Raw genomic sequence first — 26,897 nt, forward strand, 5'->3', positions numbered from 1 at the left:
CGCCGCGCCGCGCCCCCGCGGGCCGATCCGGTCGGTCGGTCAGTCCTCGTCGCGAGCCGCCGCGACCTCGTGCCAGCGGGCGAGCAGACGCTCCACAGCGTCGTGCAGACGCCGGGTCGCCGCACCCGGCGTGGTGTCCCCGAAGTACCGCTCCACCCAGTGGCGCAGCTTCGCGAGCTCGGCGGCGTCGCTGACCGCGGCGTCCACCCGTGCGACCACGTCGTGCGCGTCCGTCGCGGTCAGCCAGTTGGCGTCCCCGAGGTACCCGCGTTCGTCGACGTCCGCCTCGGGCGAGACCGGCCGGGTCACGATGAGCGGCTTCCCGACGGCGAGCCGGTCGTAGATCATCGCGCTGATGTCCGTGATCGCCACGTCGGCACCGGCGAGCTGCCAGCCGAGGCCGGGTCCGTCGTCGTACACGTGGTGCGCGCTCGGGTCGGCGGCGTTCGCGCTCGCGATGCCCGCGACGATCCGTTCGTGTGCGGCCTTGTACGCGGGGTCGCTGACGCCGCTGCGGGGGTGCGGGCGGTAGACCAGCCGGTGCGCCGGCGACGCGAGCACCCGCTCGGCGATCGTGGTGCCGTGGCTCGCGATCGAGCCGTAGGCGGCCGCGGCCCGGTCGCCCTCCCAGGTCGGCGCGTACAGCACGACCGTCCGACCGTCGGCCGGGTACGGCGCGGCACCGGCGAAGTGGTCGGCCTGCGGGCGACCGATCGCGATCGTGCGGGTGTCCAGGTCGTAGTCCCAGAGCGCGTCCGACAGGCGTTCACGAGCGGCGTCACCGGCGATCAGGGCGTAGTCGTACGCCTTGAACTGGTTCGTCGTCATGTACATCTTGTCGCTCTCGCCGTGGTTCACGAACACGTGCCACATGCGCCCGTACCGCATCATCTGGAAGTTGCGGGCGTTCTGGTTGACGTAGAAGACGATCTTCGGTGCCTGCTCGTCGACGAACCGCTCGAGGTCCACGACCTGCCTGGCGTACACCACCGGCACCGGCGACTCGTCGAGCAGGGCGAGCATGGTGCCGGGGCTCCGCGCGATGATCGCCACGGGGTGCGTCGCCGCGAGCTCGGCCAGGGGCGCGTACCACTGCCGCACCTGGTACATGTTCACCGGGCCGTCCGCGAAGTAGACGGCGATCTCCACGCTCCCCGGCGCGGGTTCCGGGACGGACGGCAGACGCCGTGCCAGTTCGCGGCGGCTGCGACGGGACTTGAGCAGGCGTTCGGCGAGCCGCAGGGCCGTGCGCGCGTCGCTGATGATCGGCATGGTCTCTCTTCCGGGGTCCGGGGACGGTTCGGGGCGGGTGGGTCAGACGACGGGCGGGCGACCGGCGAGCGTCATCCGGCCGATCGTGAGCCACCCCATCACGTGCACCGGGCCGCAGTCGGTGCGCCATCCTTCGCGGACGCCGGCGAACCAGGTCGCCAGACGTCGCGGGTGCCGCCACCACCGGGCGACCTGGATCGCCGCCCAGGACCCGACGTACAGCGGCCGGAGCACCGCCGGCAGGTTGCGCCGCGCGAGCCAGACCCGGTTCCGGGCGTTCAGCCGGTAGTACTCGGTGTGCCGTGCCGGGTCGATCGCGGGGTGGTGTGCGACGAGGTCCCCGGCGTACCAGGTCCGTCGGCCGGCGTCCCACACCCGCCAGGCGAGCTCGATGCCCTCGTGCGCGTAGAAGTACGCCGCGCCCCATCCTCCGGTCGCGCGGTACACGTCCATCGGCAGGATGACCGCGCCCTCCCACACCGAGAACACCGGCGACGAGTGGTCGGGCTCCCCCTTGCGGATGCGGGGGATCCACCGGGTCGGGTTCGCGGCGCCGGTGGGGTCGACGACCCGGGGTTGGACGAGCCCGAGCGACGGGTCGCGCTCGAACAGGGCGATCGCGTCACGCAGGAAGGTCTCGGACGGCACCGAGGCGTCGTCGTCGAGGAAGAACACGTAGTCGCCGTCGACCATGTCGGCGCCGGCGTTCCGTCCGGCGGGGATGCCGACGTTCTCGGGCAGCGCCAGTGTCCGGACGCCCTCGGGCAGGCCGGCGGGCTCCCACCCGTTGCCGACGCAGACCACGTCGAGCTCCACGTCCCGCTGCGCGAGCACGCTCTCGAGACCACGACGCAGCTCGTCGGGTCGGGTGCCCTGCGACAGGCTCACGACGGCGACGCGGGGCCGGTCACGGTGCGGCACGGCGTGGCGACGGAGCGTCCCAGGGGTCACGCCCGGACTCGCTTCGACGAGATGATCGCGAGGAAGTGCCCGAAGGTCGCCAGCACCGCGAGCGGCAGCAGCGCGCCCACGAGGATCCGGTCGGCCAGCGGATGACCGATCACGAGCCCGAGCAGCGCGAAGACGAACGCGAGGATGCTCAGTTCGACCGAGTGGTACAGGCGGTGGAACGGCAGGAACCGTGCGGCCCGGCGCAGCGTCGCGAGCCGTCGGCCGGACGGCACGGTGCCGGCATCACGGCGGTCGACGAGCTTCTCGAGTCCGGCGTTCGCGCGTGCCACGTGCACCATGTCGTTGAGCGCCTTGTTCAGGACGATCACGAGGCCCAGTGCGCAGCCGATCGTCGTCCACATCCAGTCCGCACCGTGGATCGGCCACGTGGCGGCCCGCACGCCGAGCGCGATGGGGATGAGTCCCTCGGTCGTGTAGTGCCCGACCTTGTCGAGGAACACGCCTGCGGGCGAACGGGTCCCCCGCCACCTTGCGACCTCGCCGTCCGAGCAGTCGACGAGCATCTGGAGCTGGCCGAGCACGAGAGCGAGGACCGCGCCCCAGATCCCCGGGATGAGCAGCGCCGCGGCGACGCTCCACCCGACCAGGATCATCAGACCGGTCACCTGGTTCGCGCTCACCCGTGTCTTCAGGAGCACCCACGTCAGGTACGGCGAGACGTCACGCAGGTACAGCGAGGCCGTCCAGTGCTCGGCGTTCGCCCGCGAGCGCACCTCGTCCGGTTGGGCGACGGCGCGGAGCTCGGCGATCGAGGAGGGGCGGGCGTTCCCGCGGCCGGTCGTGTCGTCGGTCAAGAGGTCAGGTCACCGTCCCGTGTGCGTGGTCAGTTCGGACGTCCGGGTCAGGAAGCCGATGATGAAGCCGAGTCCCCACCCGACGTGGATGCACGGCAGCACCACGACGAGCCAGAGGAGCGTCGGGACCCCCGACCGCCGGGCGACCGCGACGGCCCCCAGGACGACGAAGACGAGGTAGACCGCCGGGACGACGAAGCCGAGCAGCGCCCATGCCGCACCGGTGCCGAGCGCGGCGCCGATGATCCCGACGACCCCGGCGACGATGCCGAGCGCCATCGCCGCGACCATCGCCGGGGGCACGAAGTAGCGCAGGCCGTTGTTGGCGGGGAAGCGGCGTGCGAGTTCGCCGCGCCACAGCCCGGTGGCGACGAACTGCCGGACCAGGCGCTTCAGGCTGGGCCGCGGGCGGTAGGTGACGACGAGCTCGGGCGTGAACCAGACGGTGCCACCGGTCTGCCGCAGCCGCCGGTTGAGTTCCCAGTCCTGACCGCGCTTGATGCCCTCGTCGAACAGCCCGACCTCGAACAGGCGGTCGCGGCGGAACACACCGAGGTACGCGGTCTCGGCCGGACCGGCCCGTCCGCCGACGTGGTGCGGCGTCCCGCCGAGGCCGACGCGGCTGCCGTAGGCGAGCGCGACGGCGCGTTCGAAGGGGGTCCGTCCCTCGGCGCGCATGATGCCGCCGACGTTGTCGGCACCCGATTCCTGCAGCACGCGCACCGCGATGCGCGTGTAGTCCGTGGGTAGGACCGAGTGGGCGTCCACGCGGACGACGACCGGGTGCACCGATGCACGGATCGCGACGTTGAGGCCGGCGGGCGTCGAGCCGGCCGGGTTCTCGATCGCGCGGATCCGGGGGTCGGCGGCGCTCATCTCGGCGACGAGTTCGTTCGTGCCGTCGATCGAGGGGCCGAGGGCGAGGATGACCTCGAACGGACCGGAGTAGTCCTGCTCCAGCAGACTCTGGACGGCTGCCCGGACCTCGGTGACCTCGTTGAGGACGGGCATCACGTACGAGACGCCCGGCAGGGGCTGTCCGTCTGTCTGCATCGGTACCTCGGGGTCCTCACCTGGGTGCACGGGACGCACCGCGGACGGTGCCGCCCCGCAAGAGCGACCCTGAGCCTATCAAGTCGCCGCGGGTCGTCGGGGCGACCGGCAGACGGACGGGAGGCGGGGGGGGCCCCGGGCCCCCCCCCCCCCGCCCCGGGGGGGGGGGGGGGGCCGGGCGGGGGGGGGGGGGGGGGGGGGCCCGCGGCCCCCGCGCCTCCCGTCCGTTGCTGGTCGCGTCAGCCCTTGTAGGTCCCGAGGGTGACGTCCGCCTCACGCGTCTGGCCGTTGCGGATGAAGGTGATCGTCGTCTTCGCACCGCCCGCGAAGTAGCGGACCTGCGCCGTCAGGTCGGTTGCATCGGAGACCGTCGCCGACCCGATCTTCGTGACCACGTCGCCCTTCTGCAGACCGGCCTTCGCCGCTGCGCCGCCGGACGACACCGACTTGATGAGGCCGCCCATCTGCGTGGCGTTCGCGTCCTCGGCGGCGTCGCCGACGGTCGCGCCGAGCAACCCGTGCGTCGCGGAGCCGTTGTCCTTGATCTCGTTCGCCACGCGCTTGACGAGGTTCGACGGGATCGAGAAGCCGACGCCGATGCTGCCCGACTGGCTCGAAGACGAGTCGGACGAGCTGCCCGCGCTCGCGATGGCCACGTTGATGCCGATGAGCTTGCCCTTGGAGTCCAGCAGCGCGCCACCCGAGTTGCCCGGGTTGATCGACGCGTCGGTCTGGATGACGGGCAGCGAGACCGTGCTGTTCGTCGAGGAGTTGCTGCCGTTGCCGCCGTTGCCCCAGAAGTCGAAGGGACCGCCGCTCGAGCCGTTCCCGCCCTCGTTCGAGTCGCCGCCCTCGGTGGGGGCGCTCGAGGTGACCTGGATGCTCCGGCTCAGGGTCGAGACGATGCCGTCCGTGACGGTGTTCGACAGTCCGAGCGGAGCACCGATCGCCACGGCCGTGTCGCCGACGTTGAGGTCGCCGGAGTCCGCGAACGTGATCGGCTTCATGTCGGTCGCGTCGATCTTGATGACCGCCAGGTCGACCGTCGGGTCAGTGCCAACGAGCTTCGCCGGGTAGATCTTGCCGTCCGAGGTGGTGACCGTGATCGTGCCGTTCGAGCTGTCACCGTCGAGCGTCACCACGTGGGTGTTCGTGACGATGTAGCCGTCCTTGCTGAACACGACGCCCGATCCGGTGCCCGCTTCACTGCTCGACGAGACGTTGATCGTGACCACCGACGGGGTCGCCTGCGCGGCCACCGCGGTGACGACCGTCGCGTTGTTGTAGTCGTTGACGGTGAGGTTGCCGCCGCCCTGGCTGGTGGACGACCCGACGACGGTCCCCCCGCCCTGGCTTGATCCGGCGAGCCATCCGGCACCGCCGCCCACGAGACCGGCGATGACGACGCCGGCGATGATCGGGAGGGCGAGGCGGCCACGGCCGGTGCCCGCGCGACGGCTGGCGGGTGCCGCACCCGGGACGCCGGCGGCGCCGGCTGCTCCGCTCTCGAAGTAGTGGCCGTTCCGCTGGTTCGAGCCGTCGACGTCGCCGAACGCGCTCGTGGCGGAGGCCGGAGCCTGGGCCGATGCGGTGGCGTACTCGGAGGCCGAGGCGGGAGCCGAGGTGGGCTGGGCGTACTCGCCGTAGCGGGGCTGCTGGCCGTACTGCGACTGCTGGCCGTACTGGTTCTGCTGGCCGTACTGCGACTGCTGGCCGTACTGGCCGTGCTGCTGCTGGCCGTACTGGTCCTGTTGGCCGTACTGGCTCTGCTGGCCGTACTGCGACTGCTGGCCGTACTGACCGTGCTGGCCGTACTGCTGCTGTCCGTACTGGTCCTGTTGGCCATACTGGCTCGTCTGGGACTGGCCGTACTGCGGCTGCTGCGTCGGCTCGGTGCCGTAGGGCGTCCCGTGCGCGCCGTAGCCGCCCGAGGCCTGCCCGTACTGGCTGGTCTGGTCGGCCTGACCCTGCTGGCCGGACTGGTCGGCCCGGCCCGGCTCCGACGCGTGGTCGGACAGCGTCGGGTACGGCGCCGTGTACCGATCGGTCGGGTGGTCGTTCGCGGACGCGATCACGTCGGTGTGGTCCGCGTCGGTGTGGCGCGCGTCGGTGTGGTCCGCGTCGTGGAGGTGCTCGGAGTCGTTCGGCGAAGCGTCCTCGGATGCGGCCTTGGCGGCCGCGTCGTCCGGACGGATGTCGTCGCCCTGCCCGTTGGGCGTGGTGTCGGTCATGCTGGACGTGCTCCTTTCAAGCTCGTGCAGTCTGTCGCACGCACCTGAGCGGTGCTCCTGGTGACGCTGGAAGCGACCTATGGCGATCTTATGCGTGGGCTGTGCGACCCTTCCCGGGGTGCGCTCGACTCGGCCGCTAGGTTGGGGTCCGTTCAGCGCCGCGAGCGCGATCGACACCCCGGAGGGAACCACATGCGCCACGCAGGACCCTGGTTGCGAGCCGCCGAGGGAGCGATGCTCCTCGGACCGGACGGCGTCCCCGCGCCGACGGTGTTCGCCGAGATGAGCGCACTCGCGGCCGCGACGGGCGCCCTCAACCTCGGGCAGGGGTTCCCGGACGAGGACGGCCCGGCCGAGGTCCTCGAGGCAGCGGTCGCAGCCATCCGCGACGGCGTCAACCAGTACCCGCCGGGACGAGGGACCCCGGACCTGCGGGCCGCGATCAGCGAGCACCAGGCCCGTTGGTACGACCTCGATGTCGACCCCGACCGCCAGGTACTCGTCACCGCCGGCGCCACCGAGGCCCTCGCCGCGACGCTCCTGGCGCTCGTCGAGCCGGGCGACGAGGTCATCACGTTCGAGCCGTTCTACGACGCGTACGGTGCGCTCATCGGGCTCGCCGGCGGGACGCACGTCACCGTGCCGCTGTCTGCTCCCGACTTCCTGCCGGACGAGACTGCCCTCCGCGCCGCGTTCTCCGACCGCACCCGCGCCGTGCTCGTGAACACGCCCCACAACCCCACCGGCCGCGTGCTGCCGACCGAGGTCCTGACGACGATCGTCGAACTCGCGACGCACCACGACGCGGTGATCGTCACCGACGAGGTCTACGAGCACCTGACCTTCGACGTGCCGCACGTCCCGATCGCCACCCTGCCCGGTGCCGCCGAGCGGACCGTGACGATCTCGAGCGCTGGGAAGACCTTCAGCACCACCGGTTGGAAGATCGGCTGGCTCACGGCTCCCCCGGCGCTCGTCGACGCGATCACCAGCGTGAAGCAGTTCCTCACGTTCGTGAACGGGGCTCCGTTCCAGCCCGCGGTGGCAGCCGGCCTCCGACTCCCCGACCGGGTCTTCACGGGCATCGCCGCCGAGCTGTCCGCCAAGCACGACCTGCTCGCGGGTGGGCTGGCCGCCGCGGGCTTCGAGGTGATGCGTCCCGACGGCGGGTACTTCGTCATCGCGGACGTCGCGCCGCTCGGGTACGACGACGCCCGGTCGTTCTGCCTGCGACTCCCCGAGCTCGCCGGCGTCGTCGGGGTGCCGGTCTCGGCGTTCGTCCGTCCCGACCACGCGGCCGACTACCGGACCCTCGTGCGGTTCGCCTTCTGCAAGCGCCGCTCGGTGCTCGAGGACGCCGCAGCTCGACTCGCCGGTCTCGCTCGGCGCGGCTGACCCGCCGGCGCCACCACCCGCCGCACCGCTCGACGGGCGCATTCCGCCCGCTCGGGGCCGTGCGTCCGCCTGAGGCGCGCTTCGAGCGGGCGAAACACGGCCCACCCGAGCCCTCAGCCGGACGTATCTCGCCCGCTCAGCGTGAGCGCGTCCCGTGCCGGCGTCGAGCGGGCGAAATCCTGCCCACCTTCCCCTCCAGCGGGACGTATTTCGCCCGCTCGGGTCGGACGCACCGCATGGGCGAGGCGAGCGGGCGGAATCTGGCCCACCCGCGCCTCCAGGCAACCCGGTTTCGCCCGTTCGGCGGGAGCGCGTCACGGGCATATCGAGCGGGCGAAAGGTGGCCCATCCGCGCCTCCAGTCGGACGTATTTCGCCCACTCGGGTCGGACGCACCGCATGGGCGAAGCGAGCGGGCGAAATCTGGCCAGCCCGTGCCTCCAGGCAACCCGCTTTCGCCCGTTCGGCGGGAGCGCGTCGCGTGCCAGCGGACGTACTTCGCCCGTTCGGGTCGGGCGCACCGCCCGAGCGCGGCGAGCGGGCGGAATGTGGCCCCTTGGCGCCTCCAGGCAACCCGCTTTCGCCCGTTCGGCGTGAGCGCCTCGGGTGCCGTCGTCGAGCGGGCGGAATGTGGTGCACCCGCGCATCCAGCGGGACGTACTTCGCTCACTCGGGTCGGGCGCACTGCCCGGACGAGGCGAGCGGGCGGAATCTGGCTCGCCCGCGCCTCCAGGCGGACGTACTTCGCCCGTTCGACGTCGGCATGGGCGTGGGCGCGCCGCGCGCCGGTGGCGCGCGAGCAGCTGACCGCGCGCCGGGTCAGGCGCGGGGCGTGACCTCGTAGCGGCGGAGCGCGAGCGACGGGTTCGTCCGGCGGACGGCCTCGGTCACAGCGGTGTCGACCTCCGCGACGAGCATCCCCGGGACGGCCCCGGCAGCGGCGACCGCGACGCCGGAGGGGTCGAGCACGAGCGAGCCTCCGATGCCGATCGGCGGTGTCTGGCCGACACCGACCACCCAGACGGTGTTCTCGATCGCGCGGGCGGTGAGCAGGGTCCGCCAGTGGTGCTCCTTGCCGGGACCCCGGACCCACTCGGCGGGCAGGACCACGACGTCCGCCGCCCCGTGTTCGGGCGCGACGAGTCGGCGTGTGACCTCGGGGAAGCGCAGGTCGTAGCAGGTCTCGAGGCCGACGCGGACGCCCCCGAGCGAGAACACGGGCAGCTGCTCGGGGTCACCGGACTCGATGCGGTCCGACTCCTTCGAGCCGAACGCGTCGTAGAGGTGCACCTTCCGGTACGTCTCGGCGATCGATCCGTCGGGCAGGACCGCGACGAGGGTGTTCCGGAAGCGGCCCGGGGTTTCGGCGCACTCGGCGATGCCGACGACGAGGGCGATGCCGACCTCGCGGGCGATGGTCTGCAGGCCGGTGACGAACGGGCCGTCCAGGGGTTGTGCGGCGGCCACGAACCGGTCGTCGATGTCGGCGGTGAAGTACGAGGTGTACTCCGGCGTGACGAGCAGGTCGGCCCCCCGGGCGGCCGCGTCGACGGCGGCGGTCCGGACGGTCTCCAGGTTCGCGGCGGGGTCGTCCACGGGCGCGAACTGCGCCGCGGCGACGGTGAGGGTGCCCATCTGCCGAGCGTACCGGGCGGCCCGAGACTCGGCCCCGCGGACGTTGCTCGCGCCATGAGCGCGCGAAAGTGTCCGCCCAGCCGAGACTCGGCCCCGGCGCGACGGCCAGCGCGACGGTCGGCGCACGAAGAAGGCCCCGGTCCGACTGGACCGGGGCCTTCTCTGTGACGCTTGGTTGCGGGGGCAGGATTTGAACCTACGACCTCTGGGTTATGAGCCCAGCGAGCTACCGAACTGCTCCACCCCGCGGCACGTTGAACAGCCTACACGGGGCCGTGGCGGGGCACAAATCGAGCGCCCCGCCACGGTGTGTCTCAGTTCCCGCCCTCGGCCTCGGTCGCGGCCTGGATGGCCTCCTGCAGGCGCTGGTCGGCCTCGGCTGCAGCGACCAGGTCGTTCTCGGCGTAGGCGTCCTGCCGGTCCTGCAGCGCCTGCTTGGCGTCGTTCAGGGCCTTCTGCAGCGCCTCGTTGTCGACCGTGCCGGAGCCGGTCGACGATCCCGAGCCGCTCGACGAACCAGAGCCGGAGTCCGACGAGCCCGAGCCGGAGTCGGACGAGCCGGAGCCCGACGACGAGCCGGAACCGGACGACGCACCCTGGTCACCGGCCGACGCACCCGAGTCGCCGCCGAACAGGCTGTTGAGCGCCTCGTCGAGGGTGTCCTCGAACGCGATCTTGTCGCCGAAGGCCACGAGCACCTTCTGCAGCAGCGGGTACGAGCCGCTCGACGTCGACTGCACGTACACGGGCTGCACGTAGAGGAAGCCGCCACCGACCGGGAGCGTGAGCAGGTTGCCCTGCTTCACGGTCGAGTTCCCGCGCTTCAGGATGTTGAGCTCCTGCGACACGGTCGAGTCACCGTTGAAGAGGCTCTGCACCTGTCCGGGGCCCGGGATGTTGTCGGTCTTCGGCATCGTCAACAGCGTGAGCTTGCCGTAGCCGGACGCCTTCTTCCCCTCGCCCGCGCCACCCGCGTCGGAGTCCACCGCCAGGTACCCGGTGAGCACGTTGCGGTTGTTCGTCCCGGCGGACTGCTGCGGGATGTACGTCGTGTACAGGGAGTAGGCGGTCCCCTGCCCCGGCACCTTCATCGTGAGGTAGTACGGGTCCTGCAGGTTGCCCCTGGTCGTCGTCGTGGTGGTCGCCCCGAGCGCGTTCGCGCCCGTGTTGGTCGTGGTCGACGCGTCCGACGTGTCCGTCTCGTTCGTGCCGGACGTCGGCTCCTGCGGCACGTTCCACGCGTCGTCACCGGAGTAGAACGAGTTCGCGTTGGTGACGTGGTAGGTGCCGAGGATCGACCGCTGCACCTTGAACAGGTCGGTCGGGTACCGGACGTGGTCGAGCAGTTCCGCGCTCATCTTGGACACGGGCTGCATCGACGTCGGGAAGATCTTCTGCCACGTCTTGAGCACCGGGTCCTGGGTGTCCCACGCGTAGAGCGTCACCTTGCCGGTGTACGCGTCGACCGTGGCCTTGACCGAGTTGCGGATGTAGTTGACCTGGTCGGTCCGGTACGACGAGCTCTCGGCGCCGGCGATGGTGTCCGACAGGCTCTGGCTCTGCGAGTACGGGTAGGCGTCGCTCGTCGTGTAGCCGTCGACGACCCACTGGATGCGGTGGTCGACGATCGCCGGGTACGCGTCGCTGTCGAGCGTCAGGTACGGCGCGACCTTCTGCACGCGGGTGATCGGGTCGCGGTCGTAGAGGATCTGCGAGTCCTGGTTCACCGCGTTCGACAGCAGGATCTGCTCCGACTGGAACTTCGCCGCGTAGACGAGCCGGTTGAAGAAGTTCCCGAGGCTCGGGCCGCCGTTGCCGGCGTACGTCGTCGTGGCGTTGCCGCCGCTGTCGTCGTTCTCGTCCGAGCCGGACGGGTAGTCGAGCTCGACGTTCTTCGAGCCCTTCGGTGCACCGACGATCGAGTAGGCGGGCGACGTCTCACCGAAGTACACGCGCTGCTGGAAGTCGCCGAGGGCGCCGTTGGACGGGATCCCCGACTCGAGGAACACCGGCTTGCCGTCGCTCGCGCGCTGGTTGCCGTACGCCGCCGTCACGCCGTAGCCGTGCGTGTAGACGAACGCCCGGTTGTAGGGCGTGTTCGCCTGCGCGCTCAGTCCGTCGAGGTCGATGTCGCGCACCGCGATGACGGTGTCCTCGGTCTCGCCCTTGACGTCGTAGCGGTCGACGTCGAGCTCTTTCGGGAACTGGTAGTACTGCCGGTACTGCTGGAGCTGGCTGAAGGTGTCGGAGACGATCTTCGGGTCGATCAGGCGGATGTTCGCCGTCGTCTGGGCGTCCTGCGCGAGGGCACCGGAGCTCGCCTCGGTCGTCGCGTCGTAGTTCCGCTCCTGGACACCGGCGACACCGTAGGCGTCACGGGTCGCCTTGATGTTCCGCTCGATGTACGCCGACTCGAAGGTCCGCTCCGAGGGCTTCACCTGCAGGCGCTGGACGATCCACGGGTAGATGCCACCGATCACGATCGCGGCGACGAGCAGCAGGCCCGTCCCGACGATCGAGATGCGCCAGCGACCGATGACGGCCGTCACGATGAACAGGATCGCCACGATCGCAGCGATGCCGGCCATGATCTCGCGACCCGGGATGACCGCGTTCACCTCGGTGTACTGGGCACCGGTGATGAGCGAGTTCGACTTCGTCAGGGCGGCGTACTGGTCGAGCCACAGGCTGACGGCCTGCAGCGCGACGTAGACGGCCGCCGTGACCGCGAGTTGGATGCGCGCGGCCTTCGAGATGCGGACCTCACGCCCGCCGAAGCGCATCGCGCCGTACAGGTAGCAGGCGGCCAGGGCGGCCAGACCGGCGATGAGCACGACGGCCGACGAGTACGCCACGATCGCGCGCCAGAACGGCAGTTCGAACACGTAGAAGCCGATGTCGAGCCCGAACTGCGGGTCGGTCTTGCCGAACGGCGTCCGGTTGAAGTACTCGAGCACCATGCTCCAGCGCCCCGCGGTCGAGAGTCCGGCGAAGATCCCGAGCACGACCGGGATGCCGATCATGACGGCACGACGCAGCGGCTCGATGACCTGCTGGTAGCGGTCGAGCTGCGAGTTGAGCTTCGCGTAGACCGGCCGGAACCGGAACGCGAGCGCGATGCTCGCGTACACCGGGACCGCCATCCCGAGGAAGCCGGCGAGGAACATCAGCGTCCCGGCGATCCACCTGGTGGTCAGGACCTGCTGGAAGCCGAGCTGCGCGAACCACGCGTAGTCGGTGTACAGGCTCGCGAAGATGAAGAAGGCGATCACCAGTGCGGCCAGCACGATGATCGTGACCACGATCGGGACCCGCGGCGAACGCCGCCCCGAGGTGGACGAGGTTGTCGTCACTTGATGTGCTCCAGACGTGTCGAACCGGCGGGCCCGGCGCGGCGGGCCGTCAGTGCATCGATCCTATGTGGCGCGAGCACCCCTGAAACTGTACGGCGACTCAGGAACGGGTGTCGCGCCTCCAGGCTGACCGCTCGGGAGGCACGGATCGCGCCGTCCGCGGACATCGCCCGGAGCGCATGGCCGGGTCTAGGACGTGCAGCGCGCGAGCTTCGCGGTGCTCTTCCCGGAGGCGATCGTCTGCAGATCGGTGACCGCCTGGTCGAGGGTCGCGACCCGGTAGACGTCGAGCCCGTCCGGGACGTGACCGACCACCTCGTCGCAGTTGTCGGCCGGTGCGAGGAAGACGGTCGCGCCGGCGTCCTTCGCGCCGTACATCTTCTGGCGGATGCCGCCGATCGCACCGACCTCGCCGTCGGCGGTGATCGTGCCGGTCCCGGCGACGTGCTTCCCGCCGTTGAGCTTGCCCGGCGTGATCTCGTCGATGATCCCGAGTGCGAACATCATCCCGGCCGACGGGCCGCCGACGTCCTGGAGCTCGATGGAGACGCGGAACGGGAAGTCGTACTGCTCGGTCACGCCCACACCGATCAGGGCCGTGCCCTGCTCGCTCCGCGGCGTCAGCTCGACCGTCTTCTCGGCACCGTCGCGTTCGACGACCACCGTCACCGGGCCCGAGGTGCCGTGCTTCGCGACCAGCTCACGGAGCGAGGTCGCGTCGGCGTTCTCGGTGAGCGAGGTCCCGTCGAACGACCGGATGACGTCCCCCTCGTCGATGACGCCGTCGGCCGCCGAGCCCTTCTGGACGGTGCCGACCTCGAGCTCGGTCGGCAGGCGGTACCCCTGGTGGATGAGCGCCGCGGCGACGGCGGACTGCTGCGACTGCTGCATGTCGGCCGTGTCCTGCTGGTTCACCTGGTCGGTGCTGACGCCCTCCGGGTAGATCGCGGACGCGGGGATCACCGCCTCGGACTTCGTGAAGAGGGCACGGATGACGCTCGTCCACGACGGCCGGTTCGTCGCGTCGCCCTGGATGCCGACGGTGAGCATGTCGAGCGCGCCGCCGGTCGGGTAGGTCGGGTGCCCGTCGATCTGGATGAGCTTGACCTGCTTGGCGTCCTTGCCCGTCCCCTGCTCCTGCGTGCCGATGGTGTTGTAGACCGGGCCGGGGACCTCGATGAGGTACGGGCTCGGCAGCAGGCTGGCGAGCAGCCCGAGGACGACGGCACCGATCACGAACGCCCAGCCGACGGTCCGGGAGCGCGGACGTCGGCGGGGTTCGGGGGCGAAGAGGGTCACGCAGCGTCCTTCCACGGTGGGCTGTTCGCCCTCGGCGCAGCGGTTCGGGCGTTCCCACGGGGGCGTCCCAGGCGCGGCCCCGTGAGCAGCGATTAGCGTAGTCGTCATGCCTGATGAACCGCAGCCGGGGCCGGACGACGACTTCCAGGAGATGCTCCGGAAGCTCCTGTCCGGCGAGGGCCAGATCGACCCGTCGCAGCTCGCCGGAGCCGCGGGGCTGCCGAACGACCCGGCCTTCGTCGCGAACCTGATGAGCCAGCTGCAGCGAGCCGCGCAGTCCGGCGGCGACGGCATCGACTTCTCGGTCGCCTCCGAGCGGGCCACCGCGATCGCCCGTGAGGGCGGCCACCCGGTCGACCCCGCGACCTCGCAGGCGGCCGACCAGGCGTTCCAGGTCGCCGCGCTCTGGCTCGACGAGGCCACCTCGGTCGCCGAGCTCACCGCGACGCCGAGCCTCTACACGCGCGAGCAGTGGGCGAAGGCGACCACCCCGGTGTGGGCGCAGATCGCCGAGCCCGTGGCGCTGAGCATCTCGAACGCACTCACCGAGGCGATCGAGCAGCGCGCGCCGGAGCAGCTCAAGGCGATGCTCGGCGACGTCTCGAAGGCGATGCGCGGCGTCGGCGGCGCACTCTTCGCGATCCAGCTCGGCCAGGTCGTCGGGCAGCTCTCGAAGGAGGTCGTGTCCGGCGGCGACGTCGGCGTGCCGCTCCTCGACGAGCAGGTCGCCGCACTCCTGCCGCAGAACGTGGCCGAGTTCGCCGAGGGACTCGACGTCCCCGAGGACGAGGTCCGGATCTACCTGGCCGTCCGCGAGCTGGCACACGCCCGGCTCTTCCGCTCGGCCCGGTGGCTCCGGCTGCACATCATCTCGTCGATCACCGACTACGCCCGGGGCATCCACATCCCGTTCGACCGCGTCGAGGAGCTCGCGTCCGAGATCGACCCGACGAACCAGGAGCAGCTCCGCGACGCCCTCGCGTCCGGCGCCCTCATCCCGCCGCGCACCGACGAACAGGAGGCCGCCCTCGCCCGGCTCGAGACGATGCTCGCGCTCGTCGAGGGCTGGGTCGACACCGTGACCGCCGCCGCCACCGAACGCCTGCCGAAGTCCGGCGCGATCGCCGAGATGGTCCGCCGCCGTCGCGCGGCAGGCGGGCCGGCCGAGTCCGCGTTCGCCACGCTCGTCGGGCTCGAACTCCGGCCCCGTCGCCTCCGCGAGGCCGCCGCGATGTGGCAGCGCGTCACCGACGAGCTCGGCACCGAGCAGCGCGACGCCCTGTGGTCGCACTTCGACGCCGTCCCCACCTCCGAGGACATCGACGCGCCCGACGCCTTCGTCGCCCGGCTCCGGAACCCCGGCCGGTCCGCCGAGGACGACGAGTTCGACAAGGCGCTCGAGGACCTCCTCAACGACGCGACCGGCGACCGCCCGCGCGAGGACGAGGACGGCAACGTCGAGGACGGCCCCGCCGACGACCGCGGCGACGCTCCGAAGTAGTTCTCCACAGATCCGCCGCCCCTCCCCCACGCCCGGGCCCCGTCCGCCAGCGTGGGGGCATGGGCATCCGCATCGATCCGTCCCTCGAGTTCGTCTGGCGCGACCCGACCACCGTCCAGCTCGGGGTCGACCCGCCGCGCGCCGTCGTGCCGGTCCCGAGCACGGCCGAGGAACGCTTCCTGTGCGCACTCAGACGCGAGACCGGTCGGGACGCGCTCTCCGGGGTCGCCGCGGCGAGCGGCTGCCCACCCGGTCTCGCCGCACGCGTCCTCGGGGACGCCTCACCGGCGGTCGTGGACGTCCTCCCCGAACCGCTCGCGCGCGTCGAGGTGCACGGCACCGGCGCGCTGCCCGACGCGGTCGCCGAACTGCTCTCGGGCGAGGGCGTGACCGTCGTGCGTACGGCGGCGCCCCGCGGCGGACCGGTGGCCGTCCCCGACCCGGATCCCCAGCTCGCCGTGGTGGTGGCCGACCACGTCGTCGACCCGGCGGTCCGCGCGGCCTGGACCCGGCGGGGCACCGCCCACCTGCCGGTCGTCGTCGGGGACGGACGCGTGCGCCTCGGGCCGTTCGTCGTCCCGGGTGCCGGGCCGTGCCTCCAGTGCGTCGAGTACGCGCGCGTCGACGACGACCCGTGCTGGCCGGCCATCGCGGCGCAGGTGTGGGGCCGCCCCGCGGCACCGCTCTCGCCCTACCGGATCGCAGCGGTCGCGGCGGCGACGACCCGGATGCTCCTCGAACGGCTCCCGTCCCGGACCCAGCACCCCGGTCCGGACCAGCTCGTCTTCGACCGCGACGACCTGTCGGTCAGTCGGCAGCCGGTGACGTTCCACCCGCGGTGTTCGTGCCGAGCGCTGCCAGGAAGCGACTCGCCACCCGGGCGCCCCCACGCGTGGACCCCTGTCGCGACCACGTGAGGGTCACCGAGCGGCGGGCACGGGTGAGCCCGACGTAGAAGAGCCGGCGTTCCTCGTCGACCTCGTCGTCGGTGGTGGCGTAGGAGATGGGGAGCAGTCCCTCGGCCACGCCGATCACCACGACGTGCGGCCACTCGAGGCCCTTCGACGAGTGCAGCGTGGCGAGGGTCACCGCGTCCAGCTCCGGCTCGTGGTGCGTCGCCGCACGGTCGACCAGGTCCTGCGTGAACTGCTGCATCGTCGTGCCGGCGGGCGCGTCCTCGGCGAGGCCCATGATCGCCTGCAGCGCCTCCCACTGCTCGCGCACCGCACCCGTGCCCTCCGGGGGCGTCGGCGTCCACCCGCTCACCTGGAGCACGAGGCCGACCCGCCGGGTGAGCTCGTCGTCGGTCTGTCGGACGGCCTCGCCCCGCATGTGGTGCACCGCCAGCTTGACCTCGGGTCGGTCGAAGAACCGGGTGCCGCCCTGCACCCGGTACGGGATGCCCGCTCGACCGAGCGCCGACTCGATCGCGGCGGCCTGGGCACCCAGACGGTAGAGCACCGCGACGTCCCCGTAGGACGCGGGCGAGGCCGGGTCGGCGACGAGCGCGGCGATCGTGCGCGCGACCGTCTGGGCTTCGTCGCCATCGTGCACGCACGCCAGGACCTCGGGCCGCGGGCCCGGCTCGGTGTGCTGCGCGACGAGGTCGAGGGCCCCTGGCTGCCCGCGCATGAGCGCGTTCGCGGCGTGCACGACCTCGCGCGTGGACCGGTAGTTCCGCTCGAGCCGCAGCACGGACCCGCGGGGGAACTCGGAACCGAAGCCGAGCAGGTACCGGCTCGACGCCCCCGCGAACGAGTAGATGGTCTGGCTGGCGTCGCCGACCACGCAGACGTCGTCCCGGCCGCCGAGCCAGGCGCGGAGCAGGTCGTGCTGCACGGGCGAGACGTCCTGGTACTCGTCGACCACGAAGAACCGGTACTGCTGCCGGACGTAGGACGCCACCCGGGGTTCGGACTCCACCATGCCGAGCGTGGCGAGCAGGACGTCCTCGAAGTCGAGCTGTCGCCGGTCGTCCTTCAGCTGCTCGTAGGCGCGCATGAGGTCGAGGACCCGACGCGGCGCGGTGTCCCGGGGCATCACCCGGTCGGCGGCGGCGGCCTCGTACTCGTCGTAGGAGAGCATCTGGACCTTGCGCCACTCGACCTCGCCGGCCAGGTCGCGGAGCGTCGGGGTTTCCACCTGCAGCCCCACCGAGTCGGCCGCGTGCGCGATCATGCGGCCCTTGGACTCGACGATCTTCGGCGCGTGGCCGCCGACCGTGTCCGGCCAGAAGTAGCTGAGCTGTGCCATCGCGGCCGCGTGGAACGTGCGGGCCTGCACGGTCCCCGCACCGAGGGACCGCAGCCGCGACCGCAGCTCGCCGGCCGCCCGGGTCGTGAACGTCAGCGCGAGGACGTGGTTCGGCGCGTAGGTGCCGGTCGCGACGCCGTAGGCGATCCGGTGTGTGATCGCCCGGGTCTTGCCGGTGCCGGCACCGGCCAGCACGGCGACCGGCCCGAGCAGGGTGCGGGCGACGGTGCGCTGTTCGGCGTCGAGGGCGGCGAGGAGCTCGTCGGGCGACGGCGGACGGAGCGGCTCGGCGGAGGCCCCGGCGGCGGTCCCGCTCACGGCAGGTCCAGCGGCCCGCCGTACCACTCTTCGATGATGGCGCGGGCGATCGACGTCTTCCCCGGCAGGAGCAGGGTGTCGCCGGCGCGCTCGCGGATCTCGTCGCGCGAGAACCACCGGACGTCCAGGATCTCGACGCCGTCCGGTCGAGCGGTCGTCGGGTCGCCGTCCACCGCGCGGGCACGGAAACCGAGCATGAGCGAGGCTGGGAACGGCCACGGCTGGGACCCCAGGTACTCGGGCTCCTCGACGCGGACGCCCGACTCTTCCCAGACCTCGCGCCGGACGGCGTCCTCGAGGGACTCCCCCGGCTCGACGAAGCCCGCGAGGAGCGAGTACCGGTCGGCGTCCCACGCGGCGTTCGAGCCGAGCAGGATCCGGTCGTCGGCGTCGGTCACCCCGACGATGATCGCCGCGTCGGTGCGCGGGAAGTGCTCGTGCCCCTCGGGGTCCCGGCGGACCCAGCCGCCGGTGACGACGTCGGTCGCGGACCCGGTGCGGGGTGAGAAGCCGTGCACCGCGTGCCAGTTCGCCATCGCCACGGCCTCGACCGCGAGGCCCTGGTCGCGCGGCGAGAGCTCGGTCCCGAACATCCGGAGGCTCGCCCACGCGTCGTCGTCGGGCTCGATCGCGGCCGCGGCGCCGGCGTCGAGGAACGCGGCGACGAACCGGGTGCCGGTCGGCGCATCGGGTGCGTCGGACACGGCACGGCCGAGGTACAGCGTCACGGCGTCCTGCGGCACGGCGTCGGCGGACACGAAGCGCAGCGTGTCGTCGCCGTTCCGCAGCAGCTCCGAGCCGCGGACGGGCAGGTAGCGGGTCGACGGGTCGTCCCGGAGCACGCGGTCGAGGTCGTCCGTCGTGCGGAACTCCGCGTCGCGGTCGAGGTCGTTGCGGGAGAGCGGCAGCCGGGCGGCGAACTCGACGGTCACGGCAGGGGGCTCCTCGGGTCGGGTCGGGTCGGTGTGCGGGAGCCCGGGCTGTCGCAGGCCAGCGTGGCGCACGCTCGACCACCGGCTGCGGACCTACCCTGAGGGGCATGGCGGGATCCCAGTTCACTCTAGCCGCGTTGGCGACCACGGCCGTCTCCGGCCTCGTCGTCACGGGCACGCGCACGCTCGGCTCGGCGGCGTCCGGGGACTACGAATCAGCCGTCCTCCGCGACGTCGACGGCGCCTGGTCGGCGATCCGTCGTCCGCGCAACCAGCGGGCCGAGGCACGGCAGTCCGCCGACCTCGTCGCGATCCGGGCGCTGAGCGCCGGGATCCGCACGCGCCTCCCGTTCGGTGTCGCCGAGTACCGCGGCCAGGCACCCATCGGGTCGACCCGCGCCATCGTCACCTCGTACCTACCCGGTACGCACCCGACGCTGCAGGACCTCGTCGACCGGCCGGAGCTCGCCACCAGCGTCGGCCGCGCAGTCGCCGCCGTCCACCAGCTCCCGACGAGCTTCGTCACCGACGCCGGCCTGCCGTCGCTCACCCCCTTCGAGGTGCTGCGCTCGGCGGTCTCCGTGATGGACCGGGCGGTCGCCACGAAGCTCGTGCCGGCAGCGCTCAAGGAACGCTGGGAGGGTGCCGCGCGCGACCAGCAGCTGTGGCAGTTCACCCCGACCGTCGTGCACGGTTCGCTCGGGACCGAGACGATCCTCGTCAAGGGCGACGACGTCTCCGGGGTCATCGACTGGGGCGAGCTGCGACTCGGCGACCCGGCGAAGGACCTCGCGTGGGTGCTCGCGGGACGGGCGCAGGCCTTCGACACCGTCCTCAGCGCCTACGAAGCGAACGGCGGCGGCCGCGACCGGCAGCTCGCCCAGCGCGCCCGGGTCCACCACGAGCTCGAGACGGCCCAGTGGCTGCTGCACGGCGTGCAGGTGAAGAGCACCGAGGTCGTCGACGACGCCGTCGCGATGATGCACCGCCTGGTCGACGCCGTCCAGACGCCGAGTGCGGCACCGCTGCAGTCGGTCTCACCCGAGACGATGGAGATCGGCGAGGTCGAGCAGCTGCTCTCGTCGACCGAGCGCCGACACGGCTGACACCGGCCTGCTCCGCCGACGCGCGTCGGCCCTGGAGGCGCGGCTCGTCTCCGCCCCGTCGCCGGCGGTCCGACGCGGCGCGCGTCCGGATCGAACCACGGTTCCGACATCGAACCAGCGTCCGCGCGTGGTTCGACGTCGGATTCGTGGTTCGACGTGCAGGCCCGGCGTCTTCGTGGTCCGACGTGCGGGCCGGCGTCTTCGTGGTTCGACGTGCAGGCCGGCGTCGGCGCGGCCGGCCGGCGGCGGGCGTCAGCCGACCGCGTCGCGCCAGGCGCGCTCGAGTCCGGCACGGTCGAGCAGTTCCCGCGGCCGGACCTCGAGGTCGTCGGCCACGAAGTAGAACACGGCGTCGACCTCGTCGATCGGACGCCCGGTGAACTCGGCGTAGGCGACCCGGTACAGCGCGAGTTGCAGCTGCCGCTTCGCCAGGTCGTCCTCGCCCGTCGGTGCCTTGCCGGTCTTCCAGTCGACGACCTCGGCCCGCCCGTCGATCTCGTACACCGCGTCGAGCTTGCAGACGACGCTGTGGCCGAGGAACGGGATGTGGATCTCACGCTCGACCTCGACCGGGGTCAGTGCCGCCCAGCGGGACCGGGCGAAGGTCGCCTGGAAGTCGGCGAGCCGCCGGGCGTCGTCGTCGGTGACCACGGCGTCAGGCGAGGCGTCGACCACGTCGTCCCCGTCGAGGTCGAGCTCGTCCGGCCAGGCGTCGAGCGTCTCGAGCGACCCGCCTCTGCGAGCGCGCTGCTCGACCCACTGGTGGAACAGGGTGCCGAGTCGCGTCGCCCGGTACGGCCGTTCCGGCATGGGCCGGCGCAGCCGCTCGGCGACGGCGTCGGGTTCGGCGAGGTAGTCCTTGAAGCCGGACGCCGGGACGCGGTGCGGGACGACCACCCGGTGCCGGGCCGTCCGGTTCGCGGCGCGCTCGGCGAGCAGCAGGTCGATGTCGGCGCTGAAGCGTCCGGCAGCCCCGGGGTTCGCGTTCCGCACGCGCTCGGCGGCAGCGACGACCCGGGCGGCTCGGTGCCCGAACGGCACGTGCGGCCAGGACTGCGTGGCACCGGCGTCGCCGAGCGGGTTCTCCTCGTGCTCGGTCGTCTCGGGGACGGCGGCGGCGTCCACCACACCGGCGTCGACGAGGTCGCGCAGGTACCGGCTCGGCTCGGTGGGACGGACCCCGCCCGCCCAGAACGACCCGGAGACGAGCAGGTCGTGCTTCGCCCGGGTGAGCGCGACGTAGGTGAGACGCCGTTCCTCGTCCTCGTTGCGGGCCTTCACCTGCTCCTTGTAGGCGTCGATCGCGAGCGTGACGTCCTTCTGCGTGTCGTGCCCCCGCCAGTCGAGCCGCGGCAGTTCGTCGGCGTCGCCGCGGAACTCGTACGGCAGCCGGCCGAAGCCGATCCACCCGGACGAGCCCTCCTGTGGGCGGGCGGGGAGCGCGCCCTCGACCAGCCGCGGGACCGCGACGGCGTCCCACTCGAGGCCCTTCGACCCGTGGATCGTCAGGATCTGCACGGTGCCGGCCTCGGGCTCCTCGGAGCGCGGGCCCATGTCGTCGCGCCGGGCAGCGGCGTCGATCCACCCGAGGAACGCACCGAGGTCGGCCCGGTCGTCCGTCGTCACGAAGCCGGCGAGCTCGTCGATGAAGGCGTCGAGGAATGCGCCGCTGCCCTGCTCGTGCGCGGCGACCTCGATGTCGAGCCGCATCTCCTGCACGACGAGCGTGACGAAGTCGACGAGGTCGCCGCTCGCCCGGGACCGCAGCGCCTGCAGCTGCCGGCCGAGCGCGCGCATGCGGCGACGACCGGTCTCGCTGATGTCGGACAGTGCACCGTGCTCGTCGGGGGCCGTCGCGACGAAGTCGAGGGCGTCGACGATCGACCCGTGCTCCCCCGCGGCGACGGATGCGCGGAACGCCGCCGTGACGTCGTCGTCGAGTCGCTGCTGGGTGTGGTCGCGGCCGAACAACCAGCGAGCGAGGGCGTGCAGGGCGACGATGTCCGCGGCGCCGATCCGCCACCGTGCCCCGGCGAGGAGCCGGATGAGGTCGTTGCCCGCGGCGGGGTCGTGCAGCACGCGGAGGCACGCGACGAGGTCGACGATCTCCGGGCGCTGCAGGAGCCCGCCGGTGCCGAGCACGTGGAACGGCACCCGACGGTCGCCGAGGGCGGCGGTGAACGCGGCGAGGTCCTTCCGGGACCGCAGCAGCAGCGCCATCGAGCCCGTCGGGTCGGCGGCACGGCGCTCGGCGAACCACCCGGCGACCGCGGCGGCCTCGTCCGGCAGGGTCTCGGGGAAGACGGCGCGGACCGTCCCGGCGTCCGCACCGGGACGGGGCACGAGGCGCTCGACGTCGACCTCGGACGCCTCGGACAGCGGCGCCACGACGGCGTTCGCACCGGCGAGGACGTCGACCGGGTTCCGCCAGCTCGTCGAGAGCGCGAAGGTGACGGGCCGGACGGCGTCGCCACCCGGCTCGGCCGCAGCACCGAAGTCCCGCGGGAACCGGGCGAGGTTCGCCGCACTCGCACCACGGAACCCGTAGATCGACTGGTGCGGGTCGCCCACCGCCATCACCGGGTGCCCGCGGAACAGCCGGGCGAGGAACCGGGTCTGCACCACCGAGGTGTCCTGGTACTCGTCGAGCAGCACCACGCCGTACCGCTGCCGCAGGTCGGTGACGACCCGGGGCGCCGACTCGGCCGCGGCGAGCGCGAGGGCGATCTGGTCGGAGAACTCCACGAAGCCCCGGTCGACCTTCTGCCGGCGGAACTCCTCGACCAGGTCGACGAGGGGTTCGAGCGCACCGATCGCGGCGACGGCGTCGGTGATCGCCTTGTACGCTCCGCCGCGGCCGTTCCCCGGCAGCTCGAGCAGCCCGGCGAACTCGATCGCGAAGCGCCGCAGTCGCTCGGGCTCGACGAGGTGCTCGGACACCGCCCAGGCGAGCGCCACGACGGCCGCGGTCACGGTGTCGACGTCGCGGTCGAGGCCGGACAGCCGGTCGTCCCGCGCGGCGACGACGACCCGGCGTGCGAGCTGCCAGGCGGACGGCTCGGTCAGTACCTGGGACTCGCCGTCGCGGCCCACGAGCAGCGCGTTCTCGCGGAAGACCGAGTTGGCGAACGCGTTGTAGGTGGACACCGTCGGGGCCTCGAACGCGTCACCTGCTGCGAGCAGTCCGACGTCCTCGAGCGCGCGGATGCGGTCGTTGATGCGGACCGAGAGTTCCCCGGCGGCCTTGCGGGTGAAGGTCAGCCCGAGGATGCCGTCGGGGCGGACCATCCCGTTCGCGAGGAGCCAGACGACGCGGGACGCCATGGTCTCGGTCTTGCCGCTGCCGGCTCCCGCGACGACGAGCGCCGGGGTGAGCGGCGACTCGATGACGGCGCGCTGCTGCGGTGTGGGGCGTGGGCGTCCGAGGGCGTCGGCGATCGCGTCGGCACCGTGGCGGGGTGCGGCGAGGTCGTCCGGGTCGACCGTGGTGGCGTCGTCGGGTCCGAGCAGCTGGTCCTCGTTCACCAGGTCACCTCGCCCACGACGTGGATCCGGCACGGGGCGCCGGTCCGGGCCTTCTCGCAGTGGTCGTCGACGTTCGCCAGGAAGGTCCGTCCGGCCATGCCCGTCGCGACGGTGTGCAGCCGCTGGCGGTAGGTCTCACGTGCGTCGTCGTCGAACGCCTGCTGCGTCCGTTCCGAGTAGGCGCGGCCGCTCCGGGCGTTCTGCACGAAGACCAGCCGGGCGTCGGCCATCGTCGAGCCGGCGGGCACTCCCTCGACCGCGCCGTCCTCGACCGCGAGCTGGTAGGCGCCGAGCTGGGGGTGCTCCGGCATGTCGTTCTTCTCGCTCGGCATCGACCGTCCGGTCTTCAGGTCGACCACGCTGACGCGGCCGTCCGGGTCCACCTCGATCCGGTCGATGCTGCCGCGCATCCGTGCCGGCCCGGTGACGAGCGCGAACGAGGTCTCGGCGCCGAGCAGTCGGCGTCCGGCGCTCGCGAAGGTGCGGAGGTAGTCGCTGAGGCCCTCGATCATCCGGCGCGTGCGGGCGCGTTCGCGGTCGGCGATCCACGGCGACTCGAACGTGAGTTCGTCCCACCGTCCCTCGACGTGCTGCCACAGGGACTCCACGTCGACGGCGGTCGCGTGCTCCATCGTCTCGTGCACGATCGTCCCGATCCCCATCGCCGGGCTCGGCGCACTGCCGCCGAACGTCTGCACGAACCAGTGCACGGGGCACTCCTCGAACGTGCCGATCCGCGACGGCGAGACGGACACGGTCGGTGCGACCGGTTCACCCCCCTCGTGCTCGGGTGCCGGCGGGGCGTCGAGGTCGACGAGCGGGTCGTCGGTCGAGGGCTCGGCGAGTCCGTACCAGTCGTCCGGAGCGGCACCGGGGACCTCGGCCTCGGCCAGGCGGGCGAGGGCGGACGCGGCCTCGTGGTCGCCCGAGGCCACCACGCGACGTCGGAGCGAGCCGGCGAGCCCGCGCAGCGAGAGCGGGTGGACGGTCGGCTGCCGGTCGGGCGGCACCGGCACGAGGCGGACGAACGGGGACGGTGCCTCGTCGTCGTTCGCCACCGTCCCGATGATCACCTGGGTCGTCGCGCGGGAGACCGCACGGGCGAACAGTCGGAGTTCGTCGGCGATGACCGCGGCACGGTCGTCGATCGTCTCGTGGTCGATCCCCGCGGCCGCACGGACCAGGCCGTCGGGGTCGAGCAGGCTGCCGCGGACCCGCGTGTTCGGCCAGACGCCGTCCTGCAGCCCGAGCACGACGACCACGTCGCACTCGAGTCCGATGGTGGCCGAGGGGGTGAGCACGCGGACCCGTCCGGCGGTGCGGTCGGGTCCGATCGAGTCCTCGGGCAGGTCGGCGCCGAGCAGGTCGTCGACGAACACGCGTGCCGGGGCGTCCGGCGTGCGTTCGACGAACCGCTTGGCGGCGGTGAACAGCCCGACCACGGCGTCGAGGTGCCGGTCGGCCTCGGCCGCGCCGACCCCGCCCGCGGCGGACTGTCCGCCCCAGGTGCCGGCGAGCCCACTGCGCTCCCAGAGTCCCCAGAGGATCTCCTCGATGCTGGCCCCCGCTGCGGCGTCCTGCTGCGCCTGCACCAGGCTGCGCGCCAGCCGCGTGGCACGCCGGGCGAACCCGGCGTCCACCGTCGCCAGTCGCTCGGGGGCGCCGAGCGCGTCCACGAGGAGTTCGTCGGCCGTGCGGGTACCGCCGCCGGCGAGTTCTTCACGGCGGAGGGCGAGCCGGAGTCGGCGCATCGCGAGGGTGTCGAGGCCGCCGAGGGGTCCGGTCGCGAACGAGGTGGCGAGCACGGGGTCGAGCGGGAACACGCCGAGTGCGACCGCCGCGGCGTCGAGCAGCGACCGTGCCGCGGTGTCGTCACGGGGTCGGACGGGGGCGGCTCCGGCGGTCGCCGGGACCTCGGCCACCGAGAGGGCACGGACGAGCTCGGGGATCGCGGCCCCGCTGCGGGTGACGACCGCCATCCGGTGCCACGGCACGCCGTCGAGCAGCCGGTGCTCGCGGAGCCGCCGGGCGATCGCGACCACGAGGGCCGCGCGGCTCGCTCCCTCGAGGTGCACGACGGCGTCGGGGCGGGCGTCCGCCGTGGTCGCGACCGCCGTGCGTTGCCGACCGGCCGCCGCCGCACCGATGCGTGCCGTGATGCCGGACACGAGGGCACGGACCGGGGCCGCGTGCCGGTGCACCGTGCCGAGGACGAGCTCGTCGACGCGGTCCACACCGAGGCGGGACGCCAGCCGGCCGAGCACGTCGGGTTCGGCCCCGCGGAAGGCGGACGCGGCGATGTCCGGGTCGCCGAACGCGACGATCTGCACGCCGGAGCGGGCGAGGGCACCGAGGAGGGCGATCTCCCCCTCGACGAGTTCCTGGGTGTCGTCGACCACGACGAGGCGGAGCGCCTGGACGCTCGCCGGCAGCTGGCCGCGCAGGACCGCCGCCGTGGCGTAGGCGACGAGTTCGGCGGCGTCGAGGCTGGTGGCGCGGAACGCGGTCAGTGCTGCGCGGTACTCGTCGACGAAGTCCCCGACCGCCCGCCACTCCGGCCGCCCGGTGTCGTCGCCGAGCTCGCGCATGTCCTCGGGTTCCACGCCCGCGGCGACCGCCCGCATCATGACGTCGCGGAGCGCGGTGCGGAACCCGGCGCGTTCGCGGACGACCGCGGTGATCGGCGCCGGCCACTCCGGCCCGGTGCCGTCGGTCTCGTGCCCGTCGAGCAGGTCGGCGATGATGCGGTCCTGCTCCCCACCGGTGAGCAGGGTCGGTGTCTCGAGGCCCTGCGCGGCGGCGGCGTGCGCGACGACCTGGAACGCCAGGGAGTTCACGGTGCGGGCGAGCGCCCCCGGCACCGGCCGGTCGACCGCGGCGGCGAGCCGGTCGCGGAGCGCGGTGGCGGCGGTGCGGGCGCTGGTCAGGGCGAGGACGGTCGCGTGGCCGTCGGCCGAGATCGCGTCCGCGCGGGTGAGCCGGGCCGCGACCAGCCGGGTCAGCGTGGTGGTCTTGCCCGTGCCCGGTGCGCCGATGACGGCGGCGTGCCGGCCGTCCGGCAGCGCGAGCACCGCCGCCTGGGTCGGGTCGGACGCCAGGGCCCGCACGACACCCGTGTCCTCGGGAGCGGGCGCGAGCGTGGTGTGGGGCACCCTCGTACGGTAACCGGAGCGACCGACACCGACGAGGTGCCACGACGCCGGTCCACGAGACGCCGGACCGGCGGGCGCAGTGCGCCTGCGGCGAACGCCCGATGGGG

General features: G+C 72.6%; 16 protein-coding genes and 1 tRNA gene. 4 read left to right on the plus strand and 13 right to left on the minus strand.

Annotated elements, in window-relative coordinates:
- Window positions 1-39 precede the first annotated feature (39 nt).
- From ACIQUC_RS06025 to ACIQUC_RS06045, 5 genes are all read right to left on the minus strand, one after another.
- Entirely contained in the window at window positions 40-1,272 is a 1,233-nt protein-coding gene (locus ACIQUC_RS06025) for a CDP-glycerol glycerophosphotransferase family protein (RefSeq protein ID WP_402264413.1), read from the minus strand.
- 42 nt (window positions 1,273-1,314) lie between these two features.
- Window positions 1,315-2,223, minus strand: a complete 909-nt coding sequence (locus tag ACIQUC_RS06030; RefSeq protein WP_402264416.1) for a glycosyltransferase family 2 protein — start codon at window positions 2,221-2,223, stop codon at window positions 1,315-1,317.
- Window positions 2,220-3,038 carry a CDP-alcohol phosphatidyltransferase family protein gene (locus ACIQUC_RS06035; protein WP_402264419.1) on the minus strand — a complete coding sequence of 273 codons (819 nt, stop codon included), beginning with the start codon at window positions 3,036-3,038 and terminating at the stop codon, window positions 2,220-2,222. Before ACIQUC_RS06035 ends, ACIQUC_RS06030 begins: the two co-directional genes overlap by 4 nt.
- Before the next feature lie 9 nt (window positions 3,039-3,047).
- Entirely contained in the window at window positions 3,048-4,091 is a 1,044-nt protein-coding gene (locus tag ACIQUC_RS06040; protein ID WP_402264422.1) for a glycosyltransferase family 2 protein, read from the minus strand.
- Between the two features lie 239 nt (window positions 4,092-4,330).
- Complete coding sequence (locus tag ACIQUC_RS06045; protein WP_402264425.1) at window positions 4,331-6,322, minus strand: S1C family serine protease; 1,992 nt, start codon at window positions 6,320-6,322, stop codon at window positions 4,331-4,333.
- Between the two features lie 192 nt (window positions 6,323-6,514).
- On the opposite strand from ACIQUC_RS06045, the gene ACIQUC_RS06050 reads away from it, so the two are divergent.
- Window positions 6,515-7,717 (plus strand): aminotransferase class I/II-fold pyridoxal phosphate-dependent enzyme, encoded by a 1,203-nt coding sequence (locus ACIQUC_RS06050; RefSeq protein ID WP_402264428.1) that lies wholly within the window; start codon window positions 6,515-6,517, stop codon window positions 7,715-7,717.
- Window positions 7,718-8,535: 818 nt separating this feature from the next.
- On the opposite strand, the gene ACIQUC_RS06055 is transcribed toward ACIQUC_RS06050, so the two are convergent.
- From ACIQUC_RS06055 to ACIQUC_RS06070, 4 genes are all read right to left on the minus strand, one after another.
- Window positions 8,536-9,351 (minus strand): carbon-nitrogen hydrolase family protein, encoded by an 816-nt coding sequence (locus tag ACIQUC_RS06055; RefSeq protein WP_402264431.1) that lies wholly within the window; start codon window positions 9,349-9,351, stop codon window positions 8,536-8,538.
- Window positions 9,352-9,523: 172 nt separating this feature from the next.
- A tRNA-Met gene (locus tag ACIQUC_RS06060) sits at window positions 9,524-9,600 on the minus strand.
- A 65-nt stretch (window positions 9,601-9,665) separates the two neighbouring features.
- On the minus strand, window positions 9,666-12,653 hold the full coding sequence (locus ACIQUC_RS06065; RefSeq protein ID WP_402264434.1) for a UPF0182 family protein: 2,988 nt from the start codon (window positions 12,651-12,653) through the stop codon (window positions 9,666-9,668).
- A gap of 240 nt (window positions 12,654-12,893) precedes the next feature.
- The gene (locus tag ACIQUC_RS06070) at window positions 12,894-14,003 is read right to left on the minus strand and encodes a PDZ domain-containing protein (protein WP_402264437.1); all 1,110 of its coding nucleotides are present in this window, start codon (window positions 14,001-14,003) and stop codon (window positions 12,894-12,896) included.
- 106 nt (window positions 14,004-14,109) lie between these two features.
- Here ACIQUC_RS06070 and ACIQUC_RS06075 point away from each other — a divergent pair, with 106 nt between their 5' ends.
- A complete protein-coding gene (locus ACIQUC_RS06075; protein ID WP_402264440.1) occupies window positions 14,110-15,504 on the plus strand; it encodes a zinc-dependent metalloprotease in 1,395 nt (464 codons plus the stop codon).
- A 59-nt stretch (window positions 15,505-15,563) separates the two neighbouring features.
- Window positions 15,564-16,421 (plus strand): hypothetical protein, encoded by an 858-nt coding sequence (locus ACIQUC_RS06080; RefSeq protein ID WP_402264443.1) that lies wholly within the window; start codon window positions 15,564-15,566, stop codon window positions 16,419-16,421.
- On the opposite strand, the gene ACIQUC_RS06085 is transcribed toward ACIQUC_RS06080, so the two are convergent.
- Together ACIQUC_RS06085 and nudC are read right to left on the minus strand one after the other, a co-directional pair.
- Window positions 16,312-18,075, minus strand: coding sequence for an ATP-dependent helicase (locus tag ACIQUC_RS06085; RefSeq protein ID WP_402264446.1), 1,764 nt, complete (start codon window positions 18,073-18,075; stop codon window positions 16,312-16,314). The genes ACIQUC_RS06080 and ACIQUC_RS06085 overlap by 110 nt on opposite strands.
- Window positions 18,072-19,007 carry an NAD(+) diphosphatase gene (gene nudC, locus ACIQUC_RS06090; protein WP_402264449.1) on the minus strand — a complete coding sequence of 312 codons (936 nt, stop codon included), beginning with the start codon at window positions 19,005-19,007 and terminating at the stop codon, window positions 18,072-18,074. Before nudC ends, ACIQUC_RS06085 begins: the two co-directional genes overlap by 4 nt.
- 107 nt (window positions 19,008-19,114) lie before the next feature.
- Here nudC and ACIQUC_RS06095 point away from each other — a divergent pair, with 107 nt between their 5' ends.
- Complete coding sequence (locus ACIQUC_RS06095; RefSeq protein WP_402264452.1) at window positions 19,115-20,113, plus strand: phosphotransferase; 999 nt, start codon at window positions 19,115-19,117, stop codon at window positions 20,111-20,113.
- Window positions 20,114-20,365: 252 nt separating this feature from the next.
- On the opposite strand, the gene ACIQUC_RS06100 is transcribed toward ACIQUC_RS06095, so the two are convergent.
- A complete protein-coding gene (locus tag ACIQUC_RS06100; protein ID WP_402264455.1) occupies window positions 20,366-23,638 on the minus strand; it encodes an ATP-dependent DNA helicase in 3,273 nt (1,090 codons plus the stop codon).
- Complete coding sequence (locus ACIQUC_RS06105; protein ID WP_402264458.1) at window positions 23,635-26,790, minus strand: PD-(D/E)XK nuclease family protein; 3,156 nt, start codon at window positions 26,788-26,790, stop codon at window positions 23,635-23,637. Before ACIQUC_RS06105 ends, ACIQUC_RS06100 begins: the two co-directional genes overlap by 4 nt.
- Between the last annotated feature and the right edge of the window lie 107 nt (window positions 26,791-26,897).

Source organism: Curtobacterium sp. NPDC098951 (genome assembly GCF_044759965.1).
GTDB lineage: Bacteria > Actinomycetota > Actinomycetes > Actinomycetales > Microbacteriaceae > Curtobacterium.